The following is a 13,396-nucleotide window of genomic DNA, read 5'->3' on the forward strand; positions in this document are numbered from 1 at the left end:
CTAAGGAAAGTGGACTACTTAACATAATCTATCTTATCGGTACCACCATTCGTTCAAGATCAAAATCTGTCCACATCCTATCATACTCAGAATTCTGTACTTTCTTATCTTTTAAAAAAACTTTCTTAACTTAAAACAAAACCCGCAGCATGCATGCGCCACGGGTTTTATTCATCAATCAGCCTTCATTATCTACTGTTTTTTTTCTTCTTTTCGTAAACCAGCCTTTCACTCGTTCTGATAAATTATCGAAGTAAGTGTATACGACTGGAATCAATACAAGGGTAAAGATACTCGATGTAGCTAAACCAAAAATAACGGTAATAGCCATTGGCTGTTGCATCTCTGCCCCTTCTCCATAACCAAGTCCTAATGGAATCATAGCGAGAATCGTGGTTAATGTTGTCATCAGAATCGGACGCAGCCTTGATTTGCCTGCTTCAACAATGGCTTCATGACGATCCACCCCTCGATCACGGAGGATATTGATATAGTCAACCAGGATAATCCCATTATTGACGACAATGCCGGCGAGCATAATCACCCCAATCAATGCCGTTACGGACAATGGTTGACCAGTGATAAATAAGCCGCCAAGTACACCTACAATAGCTGATGGCATCGAGAACATGATAATAAATGGATGCAAGAAGTTCTCAAATTGCACAGCCATAACGGCATATACTAAGAAAATCGACAGCAGCAAGGCCAAGCCTAAATCGACAAAGGCATCCACCATATCCTCAGCCTGACCACCAATGGAGTAATCATAATCATCTGGCCAGTTCAAGGAGCTTAAGGCGTTATCTACTTCCTGCGAAACGGTACCTAAATCACTACCCGAAATGCCGGAAGAGATATTTACCTGACGCTGTTGATTTTGTCTAGTGATAGTCGCTGCACTCTGCACCTGTTCAAAATCGGCGATCGTTGTTAACGGCACTTGAGTACCTTGCTGATTTTGAATTGTAATATTCTCCAGGTCATTAATGGTTGTACGTTCGTCTTCTGGGTACATCAGTCGTACATTCATTTCCTCACCATCTTCACGATACTGCATGACCGTTTGACCAGTGAATGATAATTGTACTTGGCTCATCACTTCCTGATAAGTCAATCCATATTGAGCAGCCATATCTCGATCTACCTGCACTTCCATTTCTGATTGCGTATCAGACAAGGACGAGGTTGGATTGTGTACCCCTTCCACATCCTCTAAAATATGCAGGGCTTGGTCCGACAATTCTTGCAATACTTCTGTTTCAGGTCCAGAGATTTGAATCTGAATCGGATCTCCTAATCCGGCAGCACCAGAGCTAACATCGTCGACGGAAATCTCAGCGCCAGCAATGGCAGCTAGTTCCTCATCTAATTCCGCCACTACATCGCTCGTTGTTTGCTCTCGCTCTTCCGGTGGCACAAGTTGGATCTGATAGGTCGCAGCGCCACCACCTCCCATCAGAGCTTCTTCAGGATTTCCACTGCCAACTGTTACATAGCTGACATCAATGACATCATCATATCCTGATAGCTTTTCATTCACTTCTTCGGTAATATCCAAGCGTTTTTCCTCATTGGTTCCCGTTGGTGTTTCTACGGTAATCGATAACTGCCCCTGATCCCCTTCTGGGATAAATGCAGCACCCATCAATGGTGTCAAGGAAATACTTCCGATAATCGCCACAAGCGTGAGAGCTATTGTTGTCTTACGGAATTTCAACGCTTTTTCCAGTACTCGCTGGTAGAAGTTAATCACTTTTTGCAAGAAGCGATTGAACCAATAACGGCGATTTTTTTCGTCCGTAATCCTCGTAAGCAGCTTGGAAGATAACATCGGCACCAAGGTTACCGCAACAACTAACGAGGCAATCAGCGAGAAGGCTACCGTTAAGGCTAACGGTGTAAATAATTCAGAAGCAATCCCATCGACAAACACAATTGGTAAAAAGACGACCAATGTTGTTGTGGTGGAAGCAATCACGGCAGGTGCTAATTCCGAGGCCCCTTTCACCGCTGCTTCTTTCAATTTATAACCCTGCTGTCGGTAACTCACTATATTTTCCAAAATAACAATCGAACTGTCGACCATCATCCCAATTCCGAGGGCCAGACCGCCCATCGTTAAGACATTCAGCGTTTCTCCTGTGAAGTAAAGCAGCACAAAGGTGGAGACAATCGCAATAGGGATCGACAATCCAATAACAAAGGTAGCTCGAATACTCTTAAAGAATAAGAGCAATACCAATAAAGCAAAAATTCCACCGAAAATCATATTTTGAATCACCGAGTCGACCGACTGTTTAATAAACTCAGAGGTATCGACAACTACTTGTAACTCCACACCCTCTGGCAATTCCTCATTCAAATTATCGATTGAACCCAGAATGTTGTCAGATACATCAACGGTATTGCCATCAGATTGCTTCAAAATGTTTAGTACGACCGATGTCTCATTATTAACCAAGGTCGTTCCATTCTGTTGCAAGGTATCATTCACATTGGCAATATCAGAGATTTTCACCTGACCGCCTTGTGGGGATTGAATAATCGTATTCGCAATATCATCAACAGAGGTAAACGTGCCATCGACACGCAATTGTAAATCCTGATCCCCTTTTTGAATGGTGCCGGCAGAGCCTGACTGATTAGCACCTTGCAGACCTTGTTGCACCATTTGCGTCGTTATGCCATATTGATCTAAAGCAGCACGGTCTAATTCTAGATCAATCACTCGTTCTTCTCCACCTTCAATACCAACAGAAGCAACGCCGCCTTGTCGTTCAAAATAAGGCTGTACTGTATTTTCTGCTACGGATTGAAGGGTAGTTGTGTCCGCACCGGTTAAACCGACCCACATAATCGGCATTTGATTTGGGTTAAAACGGAGAACACTAGGGTCATCTGCCCCTTCTGGCAGCATACCCTTCACCTGGTCGACGCTTTCCCTAACATCGAGCAAGGCATTATCAAGGTTGGTTCCATTCTCAAACATCAAAATAACCAAGGATGAGCCTGATTGTGACTGAGATTGAATCGTATTTACCCCTTCAATGGAACTCAGACTTCCTTCTAACGGTTCTGACACCAATTGTTCTACCTCTTGTGGTGCTGCGTCCTGATAATTGGTGGCAACAACAGCAATCGGTAAATCGATCTCTGGAAACAAGTCAATGGCTACATTTCGAACCGATATCACACCCATGGCAATGATAGCGAGGACAATCATGATAACGCCAACTGGCCGTTTTACGGATGTTTTAATAAGCTTCATGATCAATCCTCCTCTACAATACTAATTTGGTTACCATCTGCAAGGGTTAATTGACCACTTACAATAATTTGATCTCCTTCGCTTAGATCCGCCTCAATCGCTGTTTGATTGGAGTGCGTTTCTTGTACGGTTACATCCACTTGCTTCGCCGTATCATTATCCACTATATAAACAAATGTTTCGTCATCTTCTTCTACTAAGGCAGCGGTCGGAATAATTAAACTATCTTGTAGGATATTTTCTTCCACAACCACTTTGGTTACTGTACCTGCTCGATGATTCGTATCTGTATTATCAAACGTTAGATCAACAGTGAATAACCCGGATTCACCTGCCGTATTGCCAATCGAAGTGACTTCCGCCACACCTTCTTCATCATCAGCGTTGGTGAGGGATACGTTGACTTCCTGCCCTGTTTCAAACAAATCCAATTGATTATCTGGCATCTCCAATTGAATCGTCAACTGATCTAAATCAATTACCGTTGCAAAAGGATCTTGATCGGAAATAACCGATCCTTCTTGCGCCTCTAACTGAGATACTGTACCATCAGCCGGGGCCTCCAACGTAACATTACCTTGCTGTGTAGTGATGGTAGCAAGGTCATCCCCTTCTTCTACTTCATCTCCATTTTCAACGTTTAATTCATCCACTTCACCAGCTCCTGGAGGCATCACAGGAATGGTCTGATCCGGCATCGCCCGACCATAAAAAACGCGATCGGCCATCAAATCTCCTTGTGTCACCTCATCTGTTTCAACTGGTACTACTACTTCTGTTTCTTCTTGCTCTTCTGGCTCTTGTGAACAAGCCACTAGCGCTATTGTGATCATAACGAACACAGCTAATAATCGTTTCATTTCATGTCCCCTCTCGTTTTCTTTAATTTTTGAACAGCAGTATAGAAGGATGGATAAGACTCTAAATGGGCAAGCATACTTTGAATAATGATTTGCCTTGGTTCTTGCTTTTCTATTTCCTCCTCTAACGCTTGGAGGGCTTCTTCCATCTGTTGTTTCTCCTTACTACTGGTTTTTTTCATCATTTGTTTCATTTCTTCGATAATTTGCGATGCACCCTGCGTCTCTTCGACGTAAAATCTTGAGAGATCTTCCAAACAGAAAATCGGCTTCTCTGCCCCTGTTATCACTTGTCGGACTAGACAATCGATTTGATTCACTATGTAATCCGCTAATCGCGAGGGAACAAAGGTGATGTCATGCAAGACACTCCACTGCATATAGCTGCTCATCATGCCTTCTAATTGAATCGCTATATCCACAATATAAGGCGTAATCTGTTCACCATAAATGAGAAATAACTGTTCCCGCATCCATTCAAAACTTTCCTTGTGCAAATTGAAGATTAATTGATCCATTTTATCACCAAGATGAACTTGATTACGAATTTGAATCAAAATATATTCTCGATGCTCATTGAAAATTTGCAAAAATACTTCTATTTGCTGCGCGAATTGCTTGCTAGGATCATCGGCTGTCTGTTTTATTTCTCCTATTTTCCCCATCAACATATCGGTATAATATTTGAAGATGTCCACCAATAAGTCATCTTTGGAAACAAAGTGTAAATAGAAGGCACCTTTGGAAACATCGCTTCTGGAGGCAATCTCTTGAATGGAAGTAGCATGAAACCCTTTCTCTGAGAATAACTTTACACTTTCTTGTATAATACGTTCCTTCTTACTATCCACCAGCCAGCAGCTCCTTTTTTATACGTCTTATCCATTCGATTGGTTTCATTTTTTCATGGATGACCAGTCAGTCACTATGTTAATTTACCATGTTAATCACTATTTTTCAATGGATAAGGCTTTATAATTTGGGGGAAAAAGTTTAATTGTTAAAAAGGCTGACTACTGATTCAGTAAAGTCCCCTTCTCTTTGTACTGATGTTATTACGACAAGAGAAAGAAATCAGATGACTTTTGAATAACAGTCTCACTTTATACAGCTTACTAAAGGATGACTTTCCAGCAAACGGTCTGGGGATATATTTTGGAGTAAGACTTAAGGCTTAGAAAAACAAGTGATAATAACATTGGGATGGGAATTTAGTGGAGAGCGGATCATGTGAATCATTTTATTGTACAAAGCCGGATTGCCTCCATGCCTTAATATTGCACCATGTAAAAAGACCAATCCCTATTATTACTGAATTGGTCTTTTCTTCGTTATTCTTCTTCTTGTTTTTGCTCTTCCGTCGTGTTCTCTTCTACTTCTTGTTCTGTTTCATCTAAACGATCTTGCGCATCGCCTTCCATGTCTTCATCTACCGGATTATCGTCATTGGGGTTTGTCTCATCTGCAGGAGCTTCTTCCATCGGCACTTCTTCCTCTGCAGGCTGTTCTTCATTATCATTGGTAGCACAACCCACGAGCAATCCAACAGAAACAAGGAACGCAGCAAGATATTTGAAATAGCTAGATTTCATGTTATGGCCTCCTTTTTGTTACTTCGATAGGTAGCATAACCACTCTAGCTAGAAATATGCTTCATACCTCACTTTTTTATCAAGACAGTCAAAAACCAGCTATTCGTTGATTGGTTCTCACCTAACAGAAATAGGAACCATTCAGGTATAGTCTTTAGAGGATCTTTTTTTCAAACTACTATTAGCTAAGCACTTATTTTTCAGGCATAGCGAATGTAACAGAAGCACCATTACTTTCTTCGATTTTCATAAATATTTCATGCAGAACTTCTAAAGTTCTAGCTTCTGTTTCATACTTCCCCAAATCTTTGCTCCAGTCATATCTAACCTTCGTACCGACAATACCCTTTATTTTTTTCTTGTTTACTGTAACCTCTTTTGGATTGATGAGGCTTTGTTTATCCTGACTAATAATCCATAACATAGAATAACTCATCCCTTTCATTTAGTTTTTTAATCGTTCTATAATATTACTTATTGAGAAAATTCTTTGTGATATACATCATTTAAAATGGTTATCATAAACATCAAATAGCTAACGTTCTTTCTCTAACTTTTCTCTGTTAGCAAGGAATTACGCAAAAATCAATAACTGAATAATACTGATAACTAGAGCCACCCCCAAAGGAATAACCTTCGTTAAATGTAAACCTTTCGTTGTTTCCGTTGCTTTCTCAAATGGATCTTGCGCTGGCGATCCCAAGTACTGAATCAATCGTTGCCATGGCGTGATTTTCTTAGCTAGTTTATCTCTCGGCACCGTAACATGATACTGATCCAATGCATGCTTTAGTTTGTCTTCCTTTTTAAATTCATCTTTCCACACGATACTCCTCCTCTATGCCCTCTTTCAAGCTCTGTATGGCTTGATGTAATCTCGATTTTACGGTACCTTCTGGAATGTTCAATATCTGTGCGACTTCTTTCTGTGGAAGATCCTCATAATATACCAATAAAATCACCGCCCTTTGTTTATCTGGCAGTTCAGCTATAGACTGTTGAATCAAGATTTTTTCGTCTACATCCATTTCTTTATTCGGTATAGGCACAAGAAAAGGAAGCAAAGATAACCACTTCTTTCTCCTGTTTAGTTTATTGATTAATAAACGATAAGCCACCTGAAATAGATAGGATTTGACGGTACCCTTATCATGGTCAAAAGCTTGTTTATGCTTTTGCAACCGTTCAAAAGTATCATGCACGATATCTACACTCAATTGTTCTTCGTGTGTATACCGATATAGGAAGCAATAGAGTGGTTCATGTAGTCTCTCGTACAGTTCGATAAGTCCCGTGTCATCTCCATCTTGATAGACCCTCATCCATTCTTCATTGCTCTTCATCTGTTAAGTCCTCTAGATGAGCTTTTGCCGATTTAATCGTAAGGGAAACACGGGAAACTAGGTAAATGATACAGATAAGAACCCAGCCCTGTGTTTGATTGGAAAAGAATTGCACCCAGTTGTTATTTCCCGTTTCCCCATCTGCCAGCAGGAAAAATAAAATTTGAGCACATAGAACGGTATAAACCGCTAAGACCATTGTCAACGTATCGAATACATTCCAACGCAGGTAAACGGTTGTTTTTTTATAATTTATCTTACCATTCTCTTTGATCACATGTTTGCGATGAAAGGGAATCATAATTGCCAAAATCAACAGCAGCCAGATTCCTGATACGATAAAAGAAATAATAATTCCTGTTCCCATCTGACTCCTCCTATCTATGATATATGTATAGTGTCATCTTACTCTCCTTCCTTTTTTCTTTAGTTACTTACTATACAAATGGGGAGGATCAAAAGTTCATTTTTTGATAAAAAAACGGAGCAAAGCCCGCTCTTATCTTTATAACTAATGAAAAGTAGATACGAAACTACCGATAAGATGGATTATGTAAAGTAGCTATGTCATTATTTTGAGAGATTGTGTGTGCGTGACAACGCTCCAGCCAACCACTTCGCTTTCCGCAGGCACGGCTTCAGCTAACTTGAAAAAGAAAAGCACTTTTCCAAGTGGATCTTCAGCTCGTGCTGTTCCTGCAGGAGTCTACGTGGTTGGCTTCCGCTAAGTAATCGTTCTACACTTCTTGCAAGAAATAGCAGGAGGGTACTATGGATTCTAAAGCCAATTGATATGCCTGATTTTTAAAAAAGACAAGGAACAAAATGCATTTCAACATAGACGTTTGAACCATGCCAGACAGTTAGTTATTTTCCTTTTCATAATAGGAAATCCTCCCAGTATCGATAACACTTCATCCTTGCAGTAGTAATCATTGTTGTACTGTACCTTAGCGGAGGGAATAGGTGGTGGTTTACAGGCTAAAATCGCAACGTCCTGTTGCAACGCCTGCACTTGCACGTCCTGTGCATCGCAGGACGAGCTGAAGATCCACTAAAAAGTGCTCTTCTTTTTAGTTAGCTGAAGCCGGCCCCATGGAAAGCGTAGCCTATTCCCGGAGCGCTTGTTTCGCACAGATAAAACGATCAAACTCATCACTAAGGAAAGTGGGCTACTTTACATAATCCATCTTATCGGTACTCTGGTCAAAGGTGTTGCTTTGATGTTATGCGATATAATGATATTGGTCGTTTTTCTTTTTTTAATCCTATCAATTCCTATTATACCAAGGTTTATATACTTTCCTAGCTAATAAAAAACCTAGAGAAAATATCTCTAGGCTTTCCATCTTTTATTTATTTTACAGCAAAGGTGATTTCTGCTTCACAAGCTAATTCCCCATCTACGGTTGCGGTTGCCTTTCCTTTACCAATTGGTCCTTTGATACGAATAATTTCTACCTCAAGGTGAAGCTGATCACCTGGTTTCACTTGGCGTTTGAAACGGCACTTATCGATCCCTGCAAGAAAACCGATTTTGCCCTTGTTCTCTTCTTTATTCAAAATAGCGACAGCACCAACCTGCGCCAATGCTTCCACAATTAATACCCCAGGCATCACTGGGTAATCGGGAAAATGTCCTTGGAAAAAAGGTTCATTAATGGTTACGTTCTTTTTTCCTGTGATTCGTTGTTCCTCTTGTTCCGTAATGACATCCACTAATAAAAAAGGATAGCGATGCGGAATCGTTGCTTTAATTTCTTCTATATCCATTATGTCAGCTCCTTTCCAAGTTATTTAATACTACTACAACGGCTTGAATGTTTAAAACGTGACAGACAAGCAGCTACGTAGCCTAGTCCACTTTTACAAAATCAATAATGTGCTGCCATGTCTCCCATTTCAGTACATCTAAGGGATTTCCGTCTCCAAGTATACTGAAGCCTATCATTAGACCAATCAACAGGGCAAATAAGCTCAAAATAACAATGAGGAGGAATTTTGCCCAGACTGGTATCAGTCGGCGTACATATTTTTTTTGTTTCTTTCGTTGCTTCTTATCTTGCTGTTTTTCTTTCTGTTGCTTATCCTGCTGTTTTTCTTTTTGTTTCTTTTGACTCCTGCTGTTTTCTTTCGCTTGTTTTTCCTGTGTCATACATGATGGCTCCTTACTAGCTTATCTCAATTGATTAATCAAACCATTCATCTGATCGTGCATCGAGATAGTTCTTGCATTGAATTGATATGCCCGCTGTGATTCCAGCATATCTGTCGTTTGCTTAGCAATATCTACATTAGAACTTTCTAATGCACCATTTTGTAAGTTCATCTGATTCGCTGCTACTTCATTTATAACTTCGTCGATTGGGTAGTTTTCTAGGGTGTCTTCTGATAAACGAAATTGATTGGAACCAGATGCCTCTAACAGCCTAGGACGGTCCACTGCTATGACTCCTAATTGTCCTTCCACATTTTGCACGCTATTTCGAGTAACATTGATTTCACCATTTGCCTCTATTTTAAGATCATCCATGTCATTGGCCAATACAATCGGCTCTTGATTAGCACCAAGCACTGGCTGACCTTCTGCGGTGACCAGCATCAACTGTTCATCGGCTACAGGTGATAAATAAAAGTTTCCCGCCCTTGTATACTGGACTTCTTCCTGTCCATTTTCAACAGCACGCACTTGAAAAAATTGATGATCCTCTTGTAAAGCAACATCCAGATTACGGTCTGTTGTTTGCAACGAACCTGGACTAAACTGGAAATTCGTGTGCCCCAGCCGTGAACCTGCTCCCAATCTAAAGCCTTCTGGCGTTTGTCGACCGGCTTGATTCAATGGGTCTGGTTCGGTATTGAACTGTTGCGCAAGTAACGACGAAAAATTCGCATTGCGTTGCTTATATCCAGTCGTATTAGAGTTGGCAATGTTATTGCTGATATTGTCTAGCTGTTGCTGCAGTTGTCCCATCGCAACAGCTGCTTGTAAAGTCATTCTTGACATGTATATCGAACCCCTTCTTGAACATCCTCATTAGCCAAGTCGTGCAATATCGTTGACTGCCATATCGAGACTTCTGTCATATTGCTGTACGATCTTCTGATTCGCCTCAAAACTGCGATAAGCCTGCATCATATCAGTCATTGTTTGTGTCTGGTCAACATTGGAATTCTCCAATTGACGCTGTAATACTTGAAACTGTAGTCCATCAACTGCCCTGGCGTCACCCAAAGCCTCCCCTTCCTCTAGTTCATACAAATCCTGTCCATTTTTTACGAGGTCATGGGGATTTTCGCTATAGCTTATTCCAAGAGCAATCGCTTGATCTGGTAATTCTATCAGTCCTTCAGGTGTCACGGAAAACGCCTGGTTATCAGTCTGGATTGGTTCGCCTGCTTGATTAAGCACATAATAACCTTGATTGGTGGTTAGGTTCCCTTCCCCATCCACCGTAAAATTACCATTCCGAGTATAACGAATCTCCCCTTCATCGTTCTGTACGGTATAAAAGGCCATCCCTAACTCGTCAGGTGTCGTCTGTTGAACCAATGCCATATCAGTGCTTATTCCTGTCTCACGCAAGCTTCCTTGCACAAAATCTGGGATCGTTTCTTGTACATAAACACCGGTGTGAAGCGCACCAATCTCATTCATGCTTGGTACACTCGTATTCTGAGAAGTAGGGATATCTCGATTCTCCATGCGATTAATCAGTAACTCTGGAAAAGCACGTAAAGTGGTTTGATCCTGTTTGTATCCTGGGGTTTGTACGTTAGTGATATTGTTCGAAAGCACTTCCTGCCTTCTTTGTTGTGCCATCATCCCGTTAATGGCTGTGTAAAAACCTCTAAGCATATCCTTTACTCCCTTCAGAATAACCTAAGCTCACACGACAGAACGTTCTAATTTGTCGATATTGTCTAACATAATACCGGTTCCTTTGGCAACACAATTCATTGGCTCTTCAGCCAGCAATACCGGTACCTTTAACTCTTCTGCCAATAATTGATCCAAACCATGCAGCAAGGCACCCCCGCCTGTCAGAATGACACCTCGGTCAATAATGTCAGCTGATAATTCTGGCGGTGTTTTTTCTAATACACTTTTGGCCGAGTCGACAATCAAAGCAATCGATTCTCTTAACGCCTCTTCTACTTCTGTTGACTTAATCGTAATAGTACGTGGCAGACCAGAGACCATGTCACGTCCACGAATATCAATGACTTCATCCCGGGCCCCTTCGAAAACCGTAGCGACATTAATCTTAATATCTTCTGCCGTTCGTTCGCCAATTAATAGTTTGTACTTGCGTTTGACATATTGCAGGATTTCGGAGTCAAAATTATCGCCAGCCATCTTAATCGACTGAGCGGTTACAATATCTCCCATAGAAAGGACAGCAACATCTGTCGTCCCACCACCAATATCTACTACCATATTACCGCTCGGCTGAAAGATGTCCATTCCCGCACCAATCGCCGCTACTTTTGGTTCTTCTTCTAAGTATACTTTTTTTCCGCCAGACTTCTCTGCGGCTTCTTTAATCGCCTTTTGTTCTACTTTTGTTATGTTGGTTGGACAGCAAATCAGCATTCTCGGCTTGGATAGGAAACCTTTGGCATTAATTTTATTAATAAAATATTTTAACATGGCTTCCGTTACGTCAAAATCTGCAATAACACCATCTTTAAGCGGACGAATGGCCTCAATATTGCCAGGGGTCCGTCCAACCATACGACGGGCTTCTTCCCCAACTTCTAAAACCTTTCCCGTGTTACGATCCATCGCTACTACAGACGGTTCATCCAGTACAATTCCTTTTCCCTTTACATGAATAAGCACATTTGCTGTACCCAAATCAATTCCAATATCCCTTGAAAACATGAACATTAATCCTCCCTATTCCGTCACATTAGTTGAATTTTATGTCAATTATTAGTGAAAATCCATTCTATTTTTCCCGTTGATCATAGTTGTTATAGTACATAATACCTCTAACTTATATCATATCATAAACACATGAGAACGGACATATCTTTCTGAGAAAATGTTGTTATTTTTTGAATGAAAATGGCGAAATAATGGATAAGATGAAAGGAAAGATAATAGATCGATAGAGAGGATCAAATAGCTATTTGGTCAATAATTCCTGTTGTGGCGGTGCTTTACGATTATGGAGCTGATATTTGAGTTTCGTTGCTTCTCCTCCTCGGAGATGTCGAATCGCCTTATGATGACTGAGTATTAACTTTACTTCATTAGCAAGCTCTGGATGTAGTTCAGGCAATCGTTCGGTTAAATCTTTATGCACTGTACTTTTAGACACACCGAATTCTTTTGCAATGACCCGAACCGTTTTTTTTGTCTCAATAATATACCTGCCAATCTTTAATGTCCTTTCTTTGATGTAATCATGCACTGTTTGCTCGCCTCCCCAAAGTTGTCAGCGTCCAAGGTGTTCTGATAAAGGCGGAATAATTGCTGTGTATAATAAATGTTGCCTTAGACGTTTTTAAAAAAAGATAATTGCTAACATCTTATTACAGAGCAGTAAACAATATGACTTGTAATTACATCAACCTATGTCAGGACAAGCTGTGGGGAAGTAGTCTGTTGCAGTCAAGGGTAGAATTAGATCGTTGCATAATGAAAACGCAATCAAAAAAAGTGATGAGCAACTCATCACTTTTTACTAACCAATATCACCATAATCTGGATCACATTTTTTCAATACATTCATCCACCTATTCTCCCATCCTAAAATTAGAATCTTTTAAATCTATTTATCAGGCTTTAAGTGGTAACTTTTAGAAAGACGTGCAACATTCATACTTATCAACGAACGTTTTGCCATGATAGCGATTGTTCAAAAAGTATAATAGAACACACTGTGTGCAAGAGCGCTATTTGGTTTAAAAGCGTACGTGCGGCTTTCACTGATTCGACGATTCTTTCTTTTTGCCAAACCTTTTAACTTGCACTTGTCATTACTTTCTTCTCATTGAAAAATATGATCCCTCCTTTTGTGGTAAACTATGATCTCTTATAAAAGATCTACTGAAATATGCTTTTACTAAGGTTTTTTTCACCTTTGATGTATATTTCTGTGAATTTTAGCATACTATTATTATTTCATATTCAGTCAAATATGCAACCAAAATCGTTCGTCAAATAACTAGACAAATCGACATTTTAGCAGTTGTATACTTTGTAGTATGGGAAGTGCACTGATTATGAGCGAATTTGATTGTTTAAATGGAAACATGATAGAAATATTTAGTGATCCACAAGCAAACTACCATAACATTATTATAGTGGCATAACCC

14 protein-coding genes are annotated in these 13,396 nt (G+C 40.3%); all 14 read right to left on the reverse strand.

The features are described 5' to 3' along the window. Positions 1–178: 178 nt before the first annotated feature. Positions 179–3,271 carry an efflux RND transporter permease subunit gene (locus BN6556_RS05180; protein WP_066188039.1) on the reverse strand — a complete coding sequence of 1,031 codons (3,093 nt, stop codon included), beginning with the start codon at positions 3,269–3,271 and terminating at the stop codon, positions 179–181. Between the two features lie 2 nt (positions 3,272–3,273). Next, positions 3,274–4,131 carry an efflux RND transporter periplasmic adaptor subunit gene (locus BN6556_RS05185; RefSeq protein ID WP_066188041.1) on the reverse strand — a complete coding sequence of 286 codons (858 nt, stop codon included), beginning with the start codon at positions 4,129–4,131 and terminating at the stop codon, positions 3,274–3,276. After that, entirely contained in the window at positions 4,128–4,982 is an 855-nt protein-coding gene (locus tag BN6556_RS05190) for a TetR/AcrR family transcriptional regulator (RefSeq protein WP_066188042.1), read from the reverse strand. Before BN6556_RS05190 ends, BN6556_RS05185 begins: the two co-directional genes overlap by 4 nt. A gap of 480 nt (positions 4,983–5,462) precedes the next feature. Next, positions 5,463–5,723 (reverse strand): hypothetical protein, encoded by a 261-nt coding sequence (locus tag BN6556_RS05195; RefSeq protein WP_066188043.1) that lies wholly within the window; start codon positions 5,721–5,723, stop codon positions 5,463–5,465. A 193-nt stretch (positions 5,724–5,916) separates the two neighbouring features. After that, entirely contained in the window at positions 5,917–6,147 is a 231-nt protein-coding gene (locus tag BN6556_RS05200; protein WP_066188046.1) for a hypothetical protein, read from the reverse strand. Between the two features lie 150 nt (positions 6,148–6,297). Then, on the reverse strand, positions 6,298–6,549 hold the full coding sequence (locus tag BN6556_RS05205) for a hypothetical protein (RefSeq protein WP_066188048.1): 252 nt from the start codon (positions 6,547–6,549) through the stop codon (positions 6,298–6,300). Continuing rightward, entirely contained in the window at positions 6,536–7,045 is a 510-nt protein-coding gene (locus BN6556_RS05210; protein ID WP_066188999.1) for an RNA polymerase sigma factor, read from the reverse strand. Before BN6556_RS05210 ends, BN6556_RS05205 begins: the two co-directional genes overlap by 14 nt. Before the next feature lie 7 nt (positions 7,046–7,052). Next, positions 7,053–7,433 carry a group-specific protein gene (locus BN6556_RS05215; protein ID WP_066188049.1) on the reverse strand — a complete coding sequence of 127 codons (381 nt, stop codon included), beginning with the start codon at positions 7,431–7,433 and terminating at the stop codon, positions 7,053–7,055. Between the two features lie 989 nt (positions 7,434–8,422). After that, complete coding sequence (gene fabZ, locus BN6556_RS05220) at positions 8,423–8,839, reverse strand: 3-hydroxyacyl-ACP dehydratase FabZ (RefSeq protein ID WP_078059936.1); 417 nt, start codon at positions 8,837–8,839, stop codon at positions 8,423–8,425. Between the two features lie 82 nt (positions 8,840–8,921). After that, positions 8,922–9,221, reverse strand: coding sequence for a DNA-directed RNA polymerase subunit beta (locus tag BN6556_RS05225; protein ID WP_066188060.1), 300 nt, complete (start codon positions 9,219–9,221; stop codon positions 8,922–8,924). Positions 9,222–9,242: 21 nt separating this feature from the next. Then, on the reverse strand, positions 9,243–10,073 hold the full coding sequence (locus tag BN6556_RS05230; RefSeq protein ID WP_066188061.1) for a flagellar hook-basal body protein: 831 nt from the start codon (positions 10,071–10,073) through the stop codon (positions 9,243–9,245). Between the two features lie 30 nt (positions 10,074–10,103). Further along, the gene (locus BN6556_RS05235) at positions 10,104–10,925 is read right to left on the reverse strand and encodes a flagellar hook-basal body protein (RefSeq protein ID WP_066188063.1); all 822 of its coding nucleotides are present in this window, start codon (positions 10,923–10,925) and stop codon (positions 10,104–10,106) included. Positions 10,926–10,955: 30 nt separating this feature from the next. Then, positions 10,956–11,954, reverse strand: coding sequence for a rod shape-determining protein (gene mreB, locus BN6556_RS05240; RefSeq protein WP_066188065.1), 999 nt, complete (start codon positions 11,952–11,954; stop codon positions 10,956–10,958). 247 nt (positions 11,955–12,201) lie between these two features. Beyond that, on the reverse strand, positions 12,202–12,489 hold the full coding sequence (gene spoIIID / locus BN6556_RS05245; protein WP_066188066.1) for a sporulation transcriptional regulator SpoIIID: 288 nt from the start codon (positions 12,487–12,489) through the stop codon (positions 12,202–12,204). Positions 12,490–13,396 lie beyond the last annotated feature (907 nt).

Origin of the sequence: Gracilibacillus timonensis (assembly GCF_900086715.1) — a bacterium.
Lineage (GTDB): Bacteria > Bacillota > Bacilli > Bacillales > Amphibacillaceae > Gracilibacillus > Gracilibacillus timonensis.